The following is an 18,937-nucleotide window of genomic DNA, read 5'->3' on the forward strand; positions in this document are numbered from 1 at the left end:
TGCTAAAACTCGAACTGATAGAGCAAATCCAGTGCCTGGTCTACACCAGACACGGCTTCCAGATATAGCTTAGGCATCAGGCGATAACGTAACGTGAGTGTTGCTATAGAGTCAAATATACCCACGCCGTATTTCACTTGCAGACCTGGCAATACATAGCCGCTGACCACTACCTGGGAGGAGTCGCCTACTCCCTGGGTGTCGAGCGCTAAATTGCTTACGCCAAACGTCTCGCCGATTTTACCCACAATCTGGCCACTTTGCGCAACCCCCAGGCCAATCAGCATTGAGGTCATCGCCGCACTGTCGCTCTGATCGCTCTCCAGCCCTTGTCCACGTAGCAAATAAGACAATGCAGCTTGTTGCGACATAGCCGGGTCAGAGAAGATCTCCGCTTTCGGTTCGTCCGCCAGACCAGTGACGCGAACTCCGGCGATTACGTCGTCTTCTGTAGCATCCGGGTTACGAATAGCTTCAATATTAAGATACGGTTGATCTGGCGGACCAGAGAACAGTAGCTCACCCTTACGCACAATCAGATCCTGACCATAGGCATGGAAGCGCCCTTCAGGGATGTTGATCTGCCCGTTCAGGCCCAGCCCTTGTTTGTCCTGAACGACGTTAAGATCGCCCGTCAGCCGCGCTTTCAGGCCAAAGGCGTCAATGCGCACATTGTTGCCAACGTGGACAATCAGGTTACTGTTAATCGGAATCGACGCCGTTTTCGGCTCTTCCGGTTGCAGGTTATCGTTAAGCATCACCACATCGCTGGAGACGCCTACTGCGCTTTCCGGCAGATCGTGCACCACGATGCGCGCCCACGGGACATCCACGCGACCATCGAGGGTAAACAGGTTTGGTGTAGCCTCGAATACAACATCTGGCGATACATCCATTCGTACCATCGGCGGCACGGTGATCCGCACTTTACTGCCTTTCGCCGTTACTCGTGCCCGCCAGTTTTCAATTTGGCTCCAGTCGGCATCACCGTTCAGGTAGATTTCACCCTGCTGGGTCCGTACTGTACCGGCAAGCGTCGAGCGCATACCGTTAAAGTTGACCGCAAGCTGGCTCGGCTGCATATCAAACGGCATAAAGTTGCCGTCGATATCCACACCCGTAACCTGAAGCTGACCAAACAACTGCGGGCTTTGCACATCACCACCCAGACGCAAGTTGGCACTCACCATCCCCGCTGCTTTTTCCCCACGGGTAAAGATGGGGTTTATCATCGCAAGGTTGAAGTTACGGATATTGACGTTGCCACCAAGATTACGGCGGCCTTGCGGATCGGTCACCTGCACCTGTCCATCAAACTGGCCGTTATTGGTCAGGCGGATGGTCCAGCCCAATTCGGCACGGTTGTTACGCAATTCCGCCGTCAGATTCAGTGTCTGAAACGCCACCGGCAGCGCCGCATCGTTGACGGTTTGCGTTACCTGCACGTTACGCCCCGAAAGGGTGATACTGCCCTGCGGCAGCCCCTCTTTCGTGGTGTCCCAGGCAACATCCGCTTTACCCGTGAAGATACCGCTGGCCTGAGTGGTTTCTGGCATAAACGGTTTCAGCATGGCGAGGTCGAAGCGGTTGAGATTCACCACCGCACGCCCTTCGGCCCCCGCATCGATAGTTTGCGGCACGCACAGTTCCGCATTCGGGTTAAGCCAGCAGTGTGGCCCGATGCTGATTTTTTGCTCCTTATTGCGGTAATCCAGCGCAATATCGCGGGTCAGCGACCACGGGCCGACCGGCGTCTGGAAGCGGGTATTGCTAAGAGTTCCCTTCCAGCGTTCTTCTTTGCGATCAAAACTTCCTGCCAGATTAAGCTGCCCGGAGACAGGCTCGCCCTGAATCCGCAACTGTAGCTCGTGCTGCTTTTCGCTGCCTTTGGCATTCAGGGTGACGAGGTTGATATTTACATCCGGCTGCGAAATTTGCTCAACGCGTACGTCGAGTTTCCCGGCGATCTGATCGGTGGATTTAATGTCGCCTTCCACGCGAACCTGCGCCACGGAAAGTTCCTGCCAGCGCAGGCCGCGCGCGGTGATATCTGCCAGTAGTTGTGGCGCTTCCACCGTGCCGCGTACTTTCACCAGCCCTTTCGCTGTACCGCCAAGCCCCGGCAGCGCGTTATCCAGCCCCGGCGCGTTGATGGTGGCATCAAGATTGAGATCTTTTACCCCCAGCTCGCCTTTCACTTCGGCACTGTTTGGCCCGAGTTCCAGATGAAGCCCAGGGATCATCCACTGCATATAACTGTTGCCTTTCAGCGTACCGTCAACGTTCACTTTGTTCTGTTTGACGTTACCGGTCAGCTTCAGTTCTGGCACCTCCATCTGCCAGGTGCCGCCGTACAGGCTACCGCGGGTTTTAATCAAGCCATTGAGTTTCGACGGCCACTCCGGGAACTCTTTGGCGGTGTTAATGCCATTAAGCGTTAGCTCACCGCGCCAACTAATGGCCTGCTGCCAGTCGAGCAACGCCTTGAGTTCAGTTTTCCCTTCCAGCGCCGCGACGGTGAGTTTGTCGAGATTGACCTGCTGTTCATTACCTTTGGCATCAAGGGTAATGGTGGCTGGCGGGATCTCCTGTCCCTTCACTGCCGTACGCATAGAGAGCGTGTAATCGGTCATTTTGCCGGTAAGTTTCAGTTTCAGATCATCCGCCTGATACTGCTTCTCACCAGTGAACGGCCAGTAAAGCTGTTTGCTGTTCACTTCCACGTTGAGCGGCAATCCGGCTTCCGCCAGTCGCGTCTGGGCGCGTAAATCCATATCCACCGGACCGGAAAGATTAACGCCAATCTCCAGCTGTTCGCGCAGCGCGCCACCCACTTTTAGCTTCACTTTTTCACCTTTCAACGGCTCCACGTTCAGTGTGCTGTTGAGGGTGATATCCACCGGCCAGTTGTCTGACAGCTGCGCCGTGCCGCTGGCGTTGACGATCCCCTGGTTGGAATCGATATCCAGGGCGTCCAGTTTAGTATTGCCGTCAATGCTGCTCACTTTCAGCAGCATGGTGCGCACGGTGATGTCCGTGTCGCCCGTCACGCGTAACTGCTCGCCTTTAAACTCTTCAATGTTCAGGTTAAGCGGCAAATGCACGTCGGTCATTTCCGGCAATACCGGGCGAGAAAAGAGATCTTTCAGCGTTTCGCCGAGCGGCTTTTCCTCCGGCTGCGGATTTTCAATTTTCGGTTCGACCACTTCTTCCTGCGCCACTTCCGCCACTTTCGGCAGAGCAATCAGCAGGCCTTTCAGCGACGTCGGTTTCAGGGTCAGGGTTTTCTCCTGCCAGTTCAGGCCGGAGGTGAAGTCCATCACCGACACCGTGGTGTCATCAATCTTGATGTTGACGTTGTCCAGCGCCACCCGTGTCAGGGTGATGGGATACGGCGTGGAGAGATCCAGCGGACCGCTATCTTCCTCTTCTTCAACCTGTTCAGAAGGAGGCATTTTTTTACTGTCGATGTTGACCTGAATGTCTTTCAGCGCCAGGTCATTAATACAAACGCTACTGTTCCACAGGCACTCAAGCCCGACCGCCAGATGCAGATTGCCCGCTTTTACCGCCACGCCTGGCTGCTCATAACGAACGTCAGACAAGGTGAGATCGCGCCAGCCGCCGGTGACCTTGCCAATATCCAGTCCTGGCACCCAGCGATCCGCCGCTTTAAATACCAGATGCAGGCCGCTGGTGGTGCCCACCAGAAACGCCACCGATCCCAGCAACAGTAAGATAACGATAACCACGCCGAGGCTGATTTTTTTCCATAAACTCATAATTCTGGCCCCAGACCGATGTAAAACTGTAACCCGTGCTCGTCTTTATCCGCGACCGGTACGGCAAAATCGAGTTTGATTGGCCCGACCGGCGATTCCCAGCGTACGCCGACCCCGGTACCGGTTTTAAAGTCGCTGCGGCGAATATCGCTTACCGCTTCGCCACTATCGACAAACACCGCGCCCCACCATTTTCCGGTCACGTTGTACTGGTATTCCAGCGATCCGGTTATCAGCTTCGAGGCCCCTTTCAGGTCACCGTTGGCGTATTTCGGGGCGATAGATTTGTATTTGTAGCCGCGAATACTGCGATCGCCCCCGGCGAAGAAACGCAGATCCGGCGGTACTTTGTCGAAATCACCCGTTTCAATCCAGCCCAGCGTGCCGCGTGTCACAAAACGATGGCGATCGTACAGTGTGCGGATCCAGACGTTCTGCGCCTGGAAAACGGAGAAATCGACATCTGAGCCCCAGGCCGTGTTGGAGTAGTCGATAGAGTAGCGTTGCGAGTCGCCCCAGGTTGGCATCAGGCCACCACGAGAACGCGTGCGGCTAATCATCACCCCAGGATAAAACAGCATCGTGGTGTTGGTAATTTCACCCTGGGTAAAGTGGTCGAGGCTCCAGCGCAGGTTAATGGCACGCTGCCAGCCGCTGGAGAGATCCCAGTAGCGAGAAGCCACCAGCGTAGTGGAGTCAGATTCGGTATCGTTCAGGTCAGTGCGCTTAAAACCGCCCTGCACCAAATAATATTGTTCCAGTGGATTCTTCAGCAGCGGCATTTTATAGCTGAAGTCGAGGGTCTGTTCCGGCGCGGAAATACTGGTACTGGTGGTCAGACTGTGACCATAAGAGTTCATCCACGGCTTTTTCCACGTCGCTTTCACGCGCGGTCCCACGTCCGTAGAGTAACCGACCCCGGTTTCGATGGTGTTTTCAGTTCGCGGCGAAACCACGCCCGTCAAGGGTAATACTTTCGTTTCGCGCGCTTTATCAAATTGTGGAGCCACCACCACCGAGTTAAACCAGCCGGTAGCAGAAAGTCGGCGGTTCAGTTCCGCCAGATCTTTCGATTCGTACTCATCGCCCTCTTTAAACGGCACCAGATTTTGCAGGTATTCATCGCGGATTTGTGATCCTTCAAAGGTCACATGCCCAAAGCGGTAACGTTCGCCACTGTTATAATCAATATCCCAGAAGGCTTTATGCAGGCCGAGCGCAATGCCCAGCTGCGCTTTGGTAAATTCGCTATCGAAATAACCTTTACGCAACGCAATGCTGGTTAAGGACTTTTTGAAATTTTCATAATCGCCCTGGTTCAGCACCGTGCCAATAGCCGGGCGAGTATCGAGCAATTTCAAATAGTCTTTATCGGTCCGCGCGCCGCCGCGCAATACCACATCGGTGCCGCCAATTAACACCGGCACACCTGGCGTGACTTTGGCGATCAATACCTGCCGCCCTTTCTTTGGCGGTGGACGGAGATCAAATTCAATGGTCGGCTGGTAATAACCCAGCGCTTTCAGACCTTCACGGATGGCATCATCGACGCGTGCGCGAAAGCGACGGTCTGGCGTCACTTCATCACTTTCAATCGTAGAAAGCTGCGCACGAACGTTCTTTTCCAGCTGTCCCGATAACCCCTCGACCTGTAGACGGACGTTCGCGGCGACGGCAGATCCGCTTAAGCAGAGTAAGCTTACACAGCATAACTGTCGGATATAGCGCACATTTTCTCCTGAATATCCTTTTTTCCTGCCCCTGGAACGCCGTTAAACGGCTTAACAAAAATCCAGTAATATGGATTAAAAAGCAGACTAAACCCCAAATATTTCTTATGTTTTACTTTAGACCTATTCACGGTGGTTATTGTGTGCAAATACGCCTCTTGTTACAACCTTAACCCCAATGACCGATTTTCGGGAGAGCGACACCATGAGTTTATTTGATAAAAAGCATCTGGTTTCCCCCGCCGATGCCCTGCCTGGACGTAACACCCCGATGCCCGTAGCCACGCTGCATGCGGTCAACGGTCACTCAATGACCAATGTACCTGACGGAATGGAGATTGCCATTTTTGCGATGGGTTGTTTCTGGGGTGTGGAGCGTCTGTTCTGGCAGTTACCCGGCGTTTACAGCACCGCCGCAGGCTATACCGGCGGCTATACGCCAAATCCGACTTATCGGGAAGTGTGCTCCGGTGATACGGGTCATGCCGAAGCGGTACGCATTGTTTACGATCCTTCCGTCATCAGCTATGAGCAGTTGCTACAGGTATTTTGGGAGAATCACGATCCCGCCCAGGGAATGCGTCAGGGCAATGACCACGGCACGCAGTATCGTTCAGCGATTTATCCGCTGACCCCAGAACAGGATGCCGCAGCTCGCGCCAGTCTGGAACGTTTTCAGGCGGCGATGCTTGCCGCCGATGATGATCGTCACATCACCACGGAAATCGCTAACGCCACACCGTTTTATTATGCCGAAGATGACCACCAGCAATATCTGCATAAAAACCCGTATGGTTACTGTGGAATTGGCGGAATTGGCGTCTGTCTGCCACCGGAAGCATAGCGTTACGGGTACAAATGTAGATTGTTGATAAAGTGCGCTTTATTTATGCCAGATGCGGCGTAAACGCCTTACCAGGCCTACAAAATCGTCCAAATTCAATATATTGCAAGGACTGCGTAGGCCTGATTGGCATAGCGCATCAGGCAGTATTGCATTTATCAGCAGTCTGAATTTTAACCCTCTGGCGACTTTACAGTACCTTACGCTATACTAGCCACTGAAAATGCCGGTTCACTTTCTTCGAATCGGCTTTCAATGTGTATTTCACACAAATTAATCAACTTCCCCTTCCGAGGATCTGGCCTGAAAGGTCGGATAAGATATGTTAAACAGTATTTTAGTCATACTCTGTTTGATCGCTGTAAGTGCGTTCTTCTCGATGTCCGAGATCTCGCTTGCCGCCTCACGCAAAATCAAACTTAAACTGCTGGCTGATGAAGGCAATATAAATGCCCAACGCGTTCTGAATATGCAGGAAAATCCCGGCATGTTCTTTACCGTGGTCCAAATCGGTCTGAACGCAGTGGCGATTCTCGGCGGTATCGTCGGTGATGCGGCATTTTCTCCAGCTTTTCACAGCCTGTTCTCCCGCTATATGTCGGCAGAACTCTCTGAGCAACTGAGCTTTATTCTCTCTTTCTCGTTAGTGACTGGCATGTTTATCCTGTTTGCGGATTTAACCCCGAAACGCATCGGTATGATTGCGCCAGAAGCGGTGGCTTTGCGTATCATCAACCCGATGCGCTTCTGCCTGTACGTTTGCACCCCGCTGGTGTGGTTCTTCAACGGCCTGGCGAACATGATCTTCCGTATTTTCAAACTGCCAATGGTACGTAAAGATGACATCACTTCTGATGACATCTACGCGGTAGTGGAAGCCGGTGCGCTGGCGGGCGTGTTACGTAAACAGGAACACGAGCTGATTGAAAACGTCTTTGAGCTGGAATCCCGTACCGTTCCGTCTTCAATGACACCGCGTGAAAACGTGATTTGGTTTGATCTCCACGAAGATGAGCAAAGCCTGAAGAATAAGGTGGCGGAACATCCGCACTCTAAGTTCCTCGTCTGTAATGAAGATATTGACCACATCATCGGTTATGTCGATTCTAAAGACCTGCTGAACCGCGTGCTGGCTAACCAAAGCCTGGCACTGAACAGCGGCGTACAAATTCGCAACACGCTGATTGTGCCGGATACGTTAACCCTTTCAGAGGCGTTGGAAAGTTTTAAAACCGCAGGTGAAGACTTCGCGGTGATCATGAACGAGTACGCGCTGGTGGTGGGGATCATCACCCTCAACGACGTGATGACCACGCTGATGGGCGATCTGGTCGGTCAGGGGCTGGAAGAGCAGATTGTCGCCCGTGATGAGAACTCATGGCTGATTGACGGCGGCACCCCAATTGACGACGTCATGCGCGTGCTGGATATTGACGAGTTCCCGCAGTCGGGCAACTACGAAACCATCGGAGGCTTTATGATGTTTATGCTGCGTAAGATCCCGAAACGCACCGATTCGGTGAAATTCGCCGGCTACAAATTTGAAGTGGTGGATATCGATAACTACCGCATCGACCAGCTGCTGGTGACCCGGATCGACAGCAAGGCCACCGCCCTTTCGCCAAAACTGCCTGACGCTAAAGATAAAGAAGAAAGCGTCGCGTAACCCCCAGAAACATCAACGGCTCCTGAATCAGGAGCCGTCTTATTACTGCATAGCACTTTGGTTAAGCCATCTCTGTTTGCAGACGCATAACCTGACGGTTAACTTCGGACATCACTGACAAATGCAGCTTATCCTTCACTTTTGGGATAAGAATCTTACCCTTATCAAATTCAAAAGCGCCAACGTCCTTGATGTATAACCGTCCACGGAACAGGATCTTTACGTACTTCGCCACCTGAAGTGGGTTGTACCGTTGGAAAATTTTCATTGTTATCTCCTGCTGAGTATTACGCCTGTGCGGTGCCACAATCGGCCCAACTATTATGAGGCGCAAATTTTAATGCCTAGTGACTATAGACTATCCGGGCAATGTTTCCACCGCGTATAACTTTTTTTACCTAAAGGTTACAATTATTCAGAATTATCTTTTTACCGAAGCGCGGTCTTCAGTATAAGCATTCATTTTTCATATGATTTGTGCGCTTGACCGCAAACTGGCATCACACTTGCGGGAAATTCGATAAATAGCACATATGATTAAAACTCAGACCCAAGTGGTCGGATCACCTGCATATCATAAGAAGGAAACACCATGACCCTACGCAAGATTCTGGCACTCACCTGCCTGCTGTTGCCGATGATGGCTTCCGCACATCAGTTCGAAACCGGTCAGCGAGTGCCGCCGATTGGCATCACCGATCGTGGCGAGTTGGTGCTTGATAAAGATCAGTTTAGCTACAAAACCTGGAACAGCGCGCAGTTAGTGGGAAAAGTGCGAGTACTGCAACATATTGCTGGTCGCACCTCTGCAAAAGAGAAAAACGCGACGCTGATTGAAGCGATTAAATCAGCGAAGTTACCGCACGATCGTTACCAGACCACCACCATTGTTAACACCGACGACGCAATTCCGGGTTCCGGCATGTTTGTGCGCAGCAGTCTGGAGAGTAATAAAAAGCTTTATCCCTGGTCGCAGTTTATTGTTGATAGCAATGGCGTCGCACGCGGTGCCTGGCAGCTGGATGAAAAAAGTTCCGCTGTAGTGGTGCTGGATAAAGACGGTCGCGTGCAATGGGCCAAAGACGGGGCGCTCACACAGGAAGAGGTGCAGCAAGTGATGGACCTGCTGCATAAATTAATTAATAAATAGACACTCTGAACCCCGGATTCAGGAACGACTCGCGCGGAGTGTAATCCAGCGGTTTACCCTGCCAGTCGTGAACGTGCGCTCCGGCAGCCGCAGCCACAGCATGACCAGCGGCGGTATCCCAAATATTCGTTGGCCCGAAACGCGGGTACAGCTGCGCCTGTCCTTCCGCCACCAGGCAGAATTTCAGCGAAGAGCCGATGGACGTGGTCTGATGTTCGCCAAGCTGTTGCAGATACTCTTTCAGCTCCGCATCTGCATGGGAACGGCTGATAACCACCAGCGGCGGGCGCGCATCGCGGACCTGAATCTGCTTGCGCACACCGCACTCTTCTTTCCACGCTTTGCCTTCTGCCGCGCTGTACATTACGTTCATTACCGGCGCATACACCACACCTAAAATCGGTTTGCCATGGTCAATGAGCGCAATGTTAACGGTGAATTCGCCATTACGTTTAATAAACTCTTTAGTACCATCCAGCGGGTCTACCAGCCAGTAACGCTGCCAGTGCTGACGGACTTCCCAACCGGGAGGATCTTCTTCAGAAAGGACCGGAATATCCGGTGTCAGCGTACGTAAACCGTCCATGATAACGGTGTGTGCGGCAATATCCGCTGCCGTTACCGGAGAATTGTCCGCTTTGCTGACGACGTCCATCGGTTTCGTCCCGTCGTAGACCTGCATAATGGCATCGCCTGCATTCCGTGCAAGCTGGCATACTTGATCTAACATTTCTCCACCTCGTCTCTGTGAGCGGTGTTAACTTATTGTTTTACTTATACCCTATCGTTAATGAATGCGCCAACTGTGATAGTGTCATCATTTTCAAAGCGTAAAATTGTGGCATTCTTCACTGTTCTATAAGTAAGACGTTTATTCTCCCTTTTCTTTCGTATTCCCGATGATAAAAGGATGTCCCTGATGATTAAGTTTAGCGCAACGCTCCTGGCCACGCTGATTGCCGCCAGTGTGAATGCAGCGACGGTCGATCTGCGTATCATGGAAACCACTGATCTGCATAGCAACATGATGGATTTCGATTATTACAAAGACACCGCCACGGAAAAATTCGGACTGGTACGTACGGCAAGCCTGATTAACGATGCCCGCAATGAAGTGAAAAACAGCGTACTGGTCGATAACGGCGATTTGATTCAGGGGAGTCCGCTGGCCGATTACATGTCGGCGAAAGGATTAAAAGCAGGTGATGTTCATCCGGTTTATAAGGCGCTGAATACGCTGGATTATACGGTCGGTACACTCGGCAATCATGAATTTAACTACGGTCTGGATTACCTGAAAAATGCGCTGGCGGGAGCGAAATTCCCTTATGTAAATGCCAACGTCATTGACGCCAGAACCAAACAGCCAATGTTTACACCGTATTTAATTAAAGATACCGAAGTGGTCGATAAAGACGGAAAAAAACAGACGCTGAAGATTGGCTATATTGGCGTCGTGCCGCCGCAAATCATGGGCTGGGATAAAGCTAATTTATCCGGAAAAGTGACGGTGAATGATATTACCGAAACCGTGCGCAAATACGTGCCTGAAATGCGCGAGAAAGGTGCCGATGTCGTTGTCGTTCTGGCGCATTCCGGGCTGTCTGCCGATCCGTATAAAGTAATGGCGGAAAACTCAGTTTATTACCTCAGTGAAATTCCGGGCGTTAACGCCATTATGTTTGGCCATGCTCACGCCGTTTTCCCGGGTAAAGATTTTGCTGATATCGAAGGGGCTGATATCACCAAAGGCACGCTGAATGGTGTTCCGGCGGTAATGCCGGGCATGTGGGGCGATCATCTTGGTGTGGTCGACTTACAACTCAGTAATGACAGCGGTAAATGGCAGGTGACGCAGGCGAAAGCGGAAGCACGACCGATTTACGACATCGCTAATAAAAAATCCCTCGCGGCGGAAGACAGCAAGCTGGTAGAAACACTCAAAGCCGATCACGATGCCACACGCCAGTTCGTCAGCAAGCCAATCGGTAAATCTGCCGACAATATGTATAGCTATCTGGCACTGGTGCAGGACGATCCGACCGTGCAGGTGGTGAACAACGCGCAAAAAGCGTATGTCGAACATTACATTCAGGGCGATCCGGATCTGGCAAAACTGCCGGTGCTTTCAGCTGCCGCACCGTTTAAAGTTGGTGGTCGCAAAAATGACCCGGCAAGCTATGTGGAGGTGGAAAAAGGCCAGTTGACCTTCCGTAATGCCGCCGATCTTTATCTCTACCCCAATACACTGATTGTGGTGAAAGCCAGCGGTAAAGAGGTGAAAGAGTGGCTGGAGTGCTCCGCCGGACAGTTTAACCAGATTGATCCTAACAGCACGAAACCACAGTCACTCATCAACTGGGATGGTTTCCGCACTTATAACTTTGATGTTATTGATGGTGTGAATTATCAGATTGATGTTACCCAACCCGCCCGTTATGACGGCGAGTGCCAGATGATTAATGCCAATGCAGAGCGGATTAAGAACCTGACCTTTAATGGCAAGCCGATTGATCCGAACGCTATGTTCCTGGTTGCCACCAATAACTATCGCGCTTACGGTGGCAAATTTGCCGGTACGGGCGACAGCCATATCGCTTTTGCTTCACCGGATGAGAACCGCTCGGTGCTGGCAGCGTGGATTGCTGATGAGTCGAAGCGTGCGGGGGAAATTCACCCGGCGGCAGATAACAACTGGCGTTTAGCACCGATTGCTGGCGATAAGAAACTGGATATCCGTTTCGAAACTTCCCCGTCAGATAAAGCCGCAGCGTTTATTAAAGAGAAAGGGCAATATCCGATGAATAAAGTCGCGACCGATGATATCGGGTTTGCGATTTATCAGGTGGATTTGAGTAAGTAAAACACTTCTTTTTCGGCCTATAAATCATCAACCGCATCCGGCATTTATTGGCGGATGCGATGCTGGCGCATCTTATCCGCCCTACAAGCCATGCACCGTAGACCAGATAAGCTCAGCGCATCCGGCAGTTATGCCGCACGTTCATCCCGCACCGCCAACACCTCGGGCAAATTCAACTCAATCCAGTCCGCCAGTGCAGCAACCTTTTCGCTCACCTGCTCGCCCAGCGGCGTGAGGCTATATTCCACATGCGGCGGCACCACCGGATACGCGATACGGTTAAGAAAACCATCCTGTTCTAACGCCTGTAACGACTGCGCAAGCATCTTTTCGCTCACCCCGCCGATTTTGCGCCGCAGGTCGCTAAAGCGATGAGTACCTTCGCGTAGCGCCACCAGAATCAACACCCCCCAACGGCTGGTGACGTGTTTCAACACCTCGCGCGACGGGCACTGTTCCGCAAAGAGATTACCCTCTTTCAGTTGTTGCGACAGGCTAACCTGACTCATTTCATACTTACCTTTTTGTGCGTACTTACTAAAAGTAAGTTTAGGTGTTAGCGTATTTAAACACAAGACAAAACGATGGAGACTTCCCATGATCGCTATTACTGGTGCCACTGGCCAACTTGGTCACTATGTTATTGAATCCTTGAAGAAAACGGTTCCTGTCAGCCAAATAGTGGCTATCGTTCGTAATCCGGCAAAAGCCCAGGCTCTGGCAGCACAAGGCATTACCGTGCGTCAGGCTGACTACGGCGATGAAGCCGCACTGACATCTGCACTTCAGGGAGTGGAAAAACTACTGCTGATCTCTTCCAGCGAAGTGGGTCAACGTGCCCCGCAGCATCGTAATGTTATTAATGCCGCAAAGGCGGCTGGTGTGAAATTTATCGCTTATACCAGCCTGCTACATGCAGATACCTCCCCGCTCGGCCTCGCCGATGAGCACATCGAGACGGAGAAAATGTTGGCTGATTCTGGCATCGTTTACACCCTGCTGCGCAACGGCTGGTACAGCGAAAACTACCTCGCCAGCGCCCCGGCAGCACTGGAACACGGCGTATTTATCGGTGCGGCGGGCGATGGCAAAATCGCCTCAGCAACGCGGGCAGATTATGCGGCAGCTGCGGCACGCGTGATTAGCGAAGCCGGTCACGAAGGCAAGGTTTACGAACTGGCGGGCGATAGTGCCTGGACGTTGACACAGTTAGCGGCAGAGCTGACCAAACAGAGCGGCAAACAGGTTACCTATCAAAATCTGAGCGAAGCCGATTTCGCCGCGGCACTGAAAAGCGTCGGACTGCCCGACGGACTGGCGGATATGCTGGCGGATTCTGACGTTGGCGCATCGAAAGGCGGTCTGTTTGATGACAGCAAAACGCTTAGCAAATTGATTGGCCGCCCAACGACAACGTTAGCCGAAAGCGTAAGCCATCTTTTTAATGTTAATAACTAGTTAATTAAAGTGGCATCCTCCCGCATCCTCTCTGATAATGACGGGATGCCGGGAGCAATCATGTCTGCTTCCTGAACGTTTCTTCTGACAGACCAATGGATGCCAGTAATGATTAGCGGCGTGCTGTACGCCCTGTTAGCAGGGTTGATGTGGGGGCTTATTTTTGTCGGGCCGTTGATCGTGCCGGAATACCCGGCGATGTTGCAGTCGATGGGGCGTTATCTGGCGTTAGGGTTAATTGCGCTACCCATTGCCTGGCTGGGACGCGTGCGTCTGCGTCAGTTGGCGCGTCGGGACTGGCTTACCGCCTTGATGCTCACTATGATGGGCAACCTCATTTATTACTTCTGCCTTGCCAGTGCCATTCAACGTACTGGCGCGCCTGTTTCCACGATGATTATCGGCACCCTGCCGGTGGTGATTCCCGTTTTTGCCAATCTGCTTTATAGCCAGCGCGACGGCAAACTCGCATGGGGAAAACTCGCCCCGGCACTGATTTGTATTGGCATCGGCCTGGCGTGTGTGAATATTGCTGAGTTAAACCACGGACTCCCCGATTTTGACTGGGCACGTTATACCTCTGGCATCGTGCTGGCGTTAGTTTCCGTGGTTTGCTGGGCATGGTATGCCCTGCGCAACGCCCGCTGGCTGCGGGAAAATCCCGACAAACATCCGATGATGTGGGCGACGGCGCAGGCGCTGGTCACGCTGCCGGTTTCTCTCATCGGCTATCTCGTCGCCTGTTACTGGCTGAATATACAAACGCCGGACTTCTCCTTACCTTTTGGCCCCCGTCCGCTGGTGTTTATTAGTCTGATGATTGCGATAGCCGTGCTTTGCTCATGGGTTGGCGCACTCTGCTGGAACGTCGCCAGCCAGCGATTACCGACAGTGATTCTCGGGCCGCTGATTGTTTTCGAAACGCTGGCAGGTTTGCTGTACACCTTTTTACTCCGCCAGCAAATGCCGCCGCTAATGACGCTGAGCGGTATCGCGCTGTTAGTGATTGGCGTGGTCATCGCGGTCAGAGCAAAACCAGAAAAGCCTTTAACTGAATCTGTCTCAGAAAGTTGACACGCTGGCAGTGAGTTAAATAAGCCTCTGCTACGTAAGGGTTATAGCTTTTGCCTTAAAGATGTATTTAAAATACATCTTATCTTTTTAAGAATGAGGTATCAGCTATGGCTTATCGCGACCAACCTTTAGGTGAACTGGCGCTCTCTATTCCTCGCGCTTCAGCTCTGTTTCGTAAATATGATATGGATTACTGCTGTGGCGGTAAGCAGACGCTGGCGCGCGCGGCGGCACGTAAAGAACTGGATGTTGAGGTCATTGAAGCTGAACTGGCAAAGCTCGCTGAACAACCGATTGAGAAAGACTGGCGTAGCGCCCCGCTGGCAGAAATCATTGACCATATCATCGTGCGCTACCACGATCGTCACCGCGAGCAGTTGCCGGAGCTGATCCTGCAAGCGACTAAAGTCGAGCGCGTTCACGCCGACAAACCGAGCGTGCCAAAAGGGCTGACAAAATACCTGACTATGCTGCATGAAGAGCTTTCCAGCCACATGATGAAAGAAGAGCAGATCCTCTTCCCGATGATCAAACAAGGCATGGGCAGCCAGGCAATGGGGCCAATCAGCGTAATGGAAAGCGAGCACGATGAAGCGGGTGAACTGCTGGAAGTAATCAAACACACTACCAATAACGTCACACCGCCGCCGGAAGCCTGCACCACCTGGAAAGCGATGTATAACGGCATTAATGAACTGATTGATGACCTGATGGATCACATCAGCCTGGAAAACAATGTACTGTTCCCACGCGCGCTGGCGGGTGAGTGATCTAAAAGCTGGATGGCATTGCGCCATCCAGCATGATAATGCGGTTATTTCCGCAGTTCAGCAGCCCGCTTCTTACCAATAAACAGCCAGCCCAACCCCAGCGCGATAAACCACAGCGGGGTAACCAGCAGCGCCTGGCGAGTGTCATCTTCCAGTGTCAGCAACACGACCACGAACACAAAGAACGCCATACATACCCAGCACATCAGCTTGCCGAGCGGCATCTTGTAGATCGACTTCTCATGCAGATGAGGACGCTGTTTGCGGTACACCAGGTACGAGCAAAGGATAATTGTCCAGACGAACATAAACAGAATCGCGGAAACGGTTGTAATCATCGTGAACGCGCCAATCACGCTAGGATTCACATACAACATCACCACGCCGCCGAGCAGACAGATACACGAGAAGGTCAACCCTTTCGCGGGTACTGCGCGCTTAGAAAGTTTAGCGAACGCTTTCGGTGCTACACCTTCCTGCGCCAGACCAAACAGCATACGGCTGGTAGAGAAGACGCCGCTGTTAGCGGAAGACGCCGCAGAGGTCAGCACCACAAAGTTGATCACGCTTGCGGCAGCAGGCAGCCCTACCAACACGAACAGTTCAACAAACGGGCTTTTCTCCGGGACTACCGAACTCCACGGCGTCACGGACATAATTACAATCAGCGCGAAGACGTAGAACATAATGATACGGATCGGAATAGAGTTAATTGCACGCGGCAGTGATTTCTCCGGATCTTTGGTTTCCGCAGCGGTTGTACCTACCAGCTCAATCCCTACGAAAGCGAAAACCGCTATCTGGAATCCGGCAAAGAAGCCACTTAAACCTTTCGGGAACCAGCCGCCATCATTCCACAAATGCGCGAATGACGCTTCCACACCAGTCGGTGACTGAAAGTGCATCGCCACCATAACCAGGCCGACGACAATCAGCGACACAATGGCGACGATTTTGATCATCGCAAACCAGAACTCCATCTCACCGAACATTTTCACGGTGGCGAGATTGAGCGTCAGCAGCAGCACTATCACCGCCAGCGAGGCGACCCAGTCGGAGAGATCGGGGAACCAGAACTGAGCATAAGCAGTGATCGCCACCACGTCTGCCATACCGGTTACAACCCAGCAGAACCAGTAAGTCCAGCCGGTGAAATATCCTGCCCACGGCCCGAGTAAATCGGAAGCGAAGTCACTAAAAGATTTGTATTCCAGATTCGAAAGCAGCAATTCCCCCATTGCCCGCATCACGAAAAAGAGCATAAAACCAATGATCATATAAACGAAAATGATCGACGGCCCGGCAAGGCTAATCGTTTTGCCAGACCCCATAAACAACCCCGTACCAATGGCACCGCCAATGGCAATAAGCTGAATATGTCGGTTTGTGAGATTGCGCCGTAGCGACTGTTCAGCCGGAGCCTGATCATCGGCAACGACTTTTACCTGATCTACCATGTTTTTTTCTTCCTGTACCTGTCTGTGTTGTTCAGGCTCTACGGCCTTTAGTCAGTCTATGATACGACGAATCTGTATCGGGACTCATCGATATTAGGTAACAATACGCGGGATGAATACTAAGATTTAGATCTAATGTTAATTTTATGTTTAAAGTGAGTGTCATATCACGGTGATAACGCGAAACAGCTCACAAAAATACACGCTTACGGGGTCTTTGCAACACAAAATAGCGCCGTTTGGCAAACTGAAGGGTTTATTGCTGAATGCCTGCTCCCCTCTGGTTCGAGGGGAACAGAATGCGCTGCTTAGAGGATTTCCAGCAGTTCGACTTCAAACACCAGGGTGCTGAACGGAGGGATGGATGCGCCTGCGCCGCGCTCGCCATATGCCAGTTCCTGCGGGATAGTCAGTTCCCATTTAGAACCTACCGGCATCAGAGTCAGTGCTTCAATCCAGCCAGGGATCACGCCATTAACCGGAAATTCAGCGGGTTCACCACGAGCAACGGAGCTGTCAAACACGGTGCCGTCGATCAGTTTACCGGTGTAATGAACACGAACGCGGTCGGTACGTGCCGGAATTGCGCCTTCACCCTGGTTGATCACGCGGAATTGCAGGCCAGATTCGGTGCTATTCACACCTTCTTTTTTGGCGTTTTCTTCCAGGTATTTCACACCTTCAGCAGCCATCGCCTGGAAACGCTGACGACGAACGGCATCGGCGCGCTCGTGGATTTCACGCAGCGCGCGATGCACCACATCAACCGGAACAGCCGGATGTTTGCCTTCCAGCGCATCGGCAATACCTGCAACCAGTGCTTCTGGCAGCAGCCCTTCCAGGCCAGATTCACTCAGTTGTTGCCCTACCTGCAAACCAATGCCGTAGCTTGCTTGCGCTTCGATGGTGTCAAAAGTTGGGGTGGTCATCGTATTTCCTTTCTTAGGGTATAAAAGTAGCGGGCAGCATATCAGCCACACTTCTTTGGGTAAAACTTTGTCGCAGGAATGATGACAAATCCCGGGGAAAAAGAAACAATAGCAATATCCCGTATGAATATAATAAAGGCGGGTTTACCACGGACATCATAGCGTTAGCTTATTCATAGGCTATGATTGAGGAACAAGACGCGGAGCAGGAGGAAACCATGCCCGGGCGCTTTGAACTAAAACCAACCCTGGAGAAAGTCTGGCACGCGCCGGACAATTTTCGCTTCATGGACCCGCTGCCGCCGATGCATCGTCGGGGGATCATTATTGCCGCCATTGTATTGGTGGTCGGATTTCTGCTTCCATCTGATGATACGCCCAACGCGCCGGTGGTGACGCGTGAAGCGCAGTTAGATATTCAGTCGCAATCACAACCGCCGACAGAAGAACAGCTGCGGGCACAATTAGTCACACCACAAAATGATCCTGATCAGGTGGCTCCGGTCGCTCCAGAACCTATACAGGAAGGCCAGCCAGAAGAGCAGCCGCAAACTACCCAAACGCAACCATTCCAGCCAGATAGCGGAATTGATAATCAATGGCGCTCTTACCGTGTCGAACCCGGTAAAACGATGGCGCAGCTGTTCCGCGACCACGGACTGCCCGCTACCGATGTCTATGCAATGGCGCAGGTAGAAGGCGCGGGTAAGCCGCTGAGTAATTTGCAAAACGGGCAAATGGTGAAAATCCGCCAGAACGCCAGCGGCGTGGTGACGGGCTTAACCATTGATACGGGGAATAATCAACAGGTCCTGTTTACCCGCCAGCCGGATGGCAGTTTTATTCGTGCGCGGTAGATGAAGGGTCAACCAAAAGCCAGCTAAGGATTGTCTCTTTGATGACCTTACGTCTGGCTTCCAGTGCCTGGGGGGAAACCATACTGATATGTTGACATCCTCCACGCCCTGAAGGACGTGGATCCCAGCTTCGTTCAGGCTGTCGCCTGAATCATTTCGGTGGGTTCCTGCTTCAACGAGCGGCCTGACTGCACCATCTCTCCACAGGCAAGAACGGCGTGCCCCGCCGCTAAAATGTTACGAGCGCCATTTACATCAGCGTTCGCTGTATATCCACATGCCTGGCATCTGAATTTACTTTGTGACAGGCGATTTTCTTTCGCTGTATGACCACAGCACGCGCAACGCTGGCTTGTG

General features: G+C 52.2%; 16 protein-coding genes and 1 pseudogene. 8 read left to right on the forward strand and 9 right to left on the reverse strand.

Annotation, left to right across the window (positions count from 1 at the left end; genetic code table 11):
* Positions 1 to 2 precede the first annotated feature (2 nt).
* Together tamB and tamA are read right to left on the reverse strand one after the other, a co-directional pair.
* Positions 3 to 3,782, reverse strand: coding sequence for an autotransporter assembly complex protein TamB (gene tamB, locus BEB42_RS18410; RefSeq protein ID WP_000060936.1), 3,780 nt, complete (start codon positions 3,780 to 3,782; stop codon positions 3 to 5).
* Complete coding sequence (tamA, locus tag BEB42_RS18415) at positions 3,779 to 5,512, reverse strand: autotransporter assembly complex protein TamA (RefSeq protein ID WP_001269327.1); 1,734 nt, start codon at positions 5,510 to 5,512, stop codon at positions 3,779 to 3,781. The genes tamB and tamA overlap by 4 nt, the downstream gene beginning before the upstream one ends.
* A gap of 205 nt (positions 5,513 to 5,717) precedes the next feature.
* On the opposite strand from tamA, the gene msrA reads away from it, so the two are divergent.
* Both msrA and BEB42_RS18430 read left to right on the forward strand, forming a co-directional pair.
* Positions 5,718 to 6,356, forward strand: coding sequence for a peptide-methionine (S)-S-oxide reductase MsrA (gene msrA / locus BEB42_RS18425; protein WP_001295196.1), 639 nt, complete (start codon positions 5,718 to 5,720; stop codon positions 6,354 to 6,356).
* Positions 6,357 to 6,678: 322 nt separating this feature from the next.
* Complete coding sequence (locus BEB42_RS18430) at positions 6,679 to 8,022, forward strand: hemolysin family protein (protein WP_000935042.1); 1,344 nt, start codon at positions 6,679 to 6,681, stop codon at positions 8,020 to 8,022.
* Positions 8,023 to 8,083: 61 nt separating this feature from the next.
* Here the strand turns inward: BEB42_RS18430 and BEB42_RS18435 are convergent, their stop codons facing one another.
* Positions 8,084 to 8,290, reverse strand: coding sequence for a DUF1107 domain-containing protein (locus BEB42_RS18435; protein ID WP_000689228.1), 207 nt, complete (start codon positions 8,288 to 8,290; stop codon positions 8,084 to 8,086).
* Between the two features lie 324 nt (positions 8,291 to 8,614).
* Here BEB42_RS18435 and BEB42_RS18440 point away from each other — a divergent pair, with 324 nt between their 5' ends.
* Positions 8,615 to 9,172 (forward strand): YtfJ family protein, encoded by a 558-nt coding sequence (locus tag BEB42_RS18440; RefSeq protein WP_000175289.1) that lies wholly within the window; start codon positions 8,615 to 8,617, stop codon positions 9,170 to 9,172.
* Here the strand turns inward: BEB42_RS18440 and cysQ are convergent.
* Positions 9,162 to 9,902, reverse strand: coding sequence for a 3'(2'),5'-bisphosphate nucleotidase CysQ (gene cysQ / locus BEB42_RS18445; RefSeq protein WP_000886909.1), 741 nt, complete (start codon positions 9,900 to 9,902; stop codon positions 9,162 to 9,164). The two genes, BEB42_RS18440 and cysQ, sit on opposite strands and share 11 nt — an antisense overlap.
* Before the next feature lie 189 nt (positions 9,903 to 10,091).
* Between cysQ and cpdB the strand changes: the two genes are divergently transcribed.
* Positions 10,092 to 12,035, forward strand: coding sequence for a 2',3'-cyclic-nucleotide 2'-phosphodiesterase (gene cpdB / locus BEB42_RS18450; RefSeq protein ID WP_000589460.1), 1,944 nt, complete (start codon positions 10,092 to 10,094; stop codon positions 12,033 to 12,035).
* Between the two features lie 128 nt (positions 12,036 to 12,163).
* Here cpdB and BEB42_RS18455 read toward each other — a convergent pair whose 3' ends face one another.
* Positions 12,164 to 12,544 (reverse strand): winged helix-turn-helix transcriptional regulator, encoded by a 381-nt coding sequence (locus tag BEB42_RS18455; protein WP_000084622.1) that lies wholly within the window; start codon positions 12,542 to 12,544, stop codon positions 12,164 to 12,166.
* 88 nt (positions 12,545 to 12,632) lie between these two features.
* Here BEB42_RS18455 and qorB point away from each other — a divergent pair, with 88 nt between their 5' ends.
* The 3 genes from qorB (at position 12,633) to ytfE (ending at position 15,337) form a co-directional block, all read left to right on the forward strand.
* Positions 12,633 to 13,493: an NAD(P)H:quinone oxidoreductase gene (gene qorB / locus BEB42_RS18460; RefSeq protein ID WP_000560552.1), complete on the forward strand. Its 861-nt coding sequence runs from the start codon at positions 12,633 to 12,635 to the stop codon at positions 13,491 to 13,493.
* A gap of 108 nt (positions 13,494 to 13,601) precedes the next feature.
* The gene (locus tag BEB42_RS18465) at positions 13,602 to 14,567 is read left to right on the forward strand and encodes a DMT family transporter (protein ID WP_001351395.1); all 966 of its coding nucleotides are present in this window, start codon (positions 13,602 to 13,604) and stop codon (positions 14,565 to 14,567) included.
* 107 nt (positions 14,568 to 14,674) lie between these two features.
* Entirely contained in the window at positions 14,675 to 15,337 is a 663-nt protein-coding gene (gene ytfE, locus BEB42_RS18470) for an iron-sulfur cluster repair protein YtfE (protein WP_000331456.1), read from the forward strand.
* Positions 15,338 to 15,381: 44 nt separating this feature from the next.
* Here ytfE and cycA read toward each other — a convergent pair whose 3' ends face one another.
* A complete protein-coding gene (cycA, locus tag BEB42_RS18475) occupies positions 15,382 to 16,794 on the reverse strand; it encodes a D-serine/D-alanine/glycine transporter (protein WP_000228346.1) in 1,413 nt (470 codons plus the stop codon).
* Between the two features lie 308 nt (positions 16,795 to 17,102).
* Positions 17,103 to 17,723 (reverse strand): FKBP-type peptidyl-prolyl cis-trans isomerase, encoded by a 621-nt coding sequence (gene fklB / locus BEB42_RS18480; RefSeq protein ID WP_000211225.1) that lies wholly within the window; start codon positions 17,721 to 17,723, stop codon positions 17,103 to 17,105.
* A gap of 218 nt (positions 17,724 to 17,941) precedes the next feature.
* Here fklB and ytfB point away from each other — a divergent pair, with 218 nt between their 5' ends.
* Complete coding sequence (gene ytfB / locus BEB42_RS18490) at positions 17,942 to 18,580, forward strand: cell division protein YtfB (RefSeq protein ID WP_001119478.1); 639 nt, start codon at positions 17,942 to 17,944, stop codon at positions 18,578 to 18,580.
* Here the strand turns inward: ytfB and BEB42_RS18495 are convergent.
* Positions 18,564 to 18,671: pseudogene (locus BEB42_RS18495) on the reverse strand (TetR/AcrR family transcriptional regulator); the annotation flags it as partial. The gene ytfB and the pseudogene BEB42_RS18495 sit on opposite strands and share 17 nt — an antisense overlap.
* 43 nt (positions 18,672 to 18,714) lie before the next feature.
* Positions 18,715 to 18,937, reverse strand: a 223-nt coding sequence (locus tag BEB42_RS18500; protein ID WP_105267489.1) for a zinc ribbon domain-containing protein, incomplete at its 5' end; no start/stop codon positions are given.

Origin of the sequence: Escherichia sp. MOD1-EC5990 (assembly GCF_002965285.1) — a bacterium.
GTDB classification, from domain to species: Bacteria; Pseudomonadota; Gammaproteobacteria; order Enterobacterales; family Enterobacteriaceae; genus Escherichia; species Escherichia coli_F.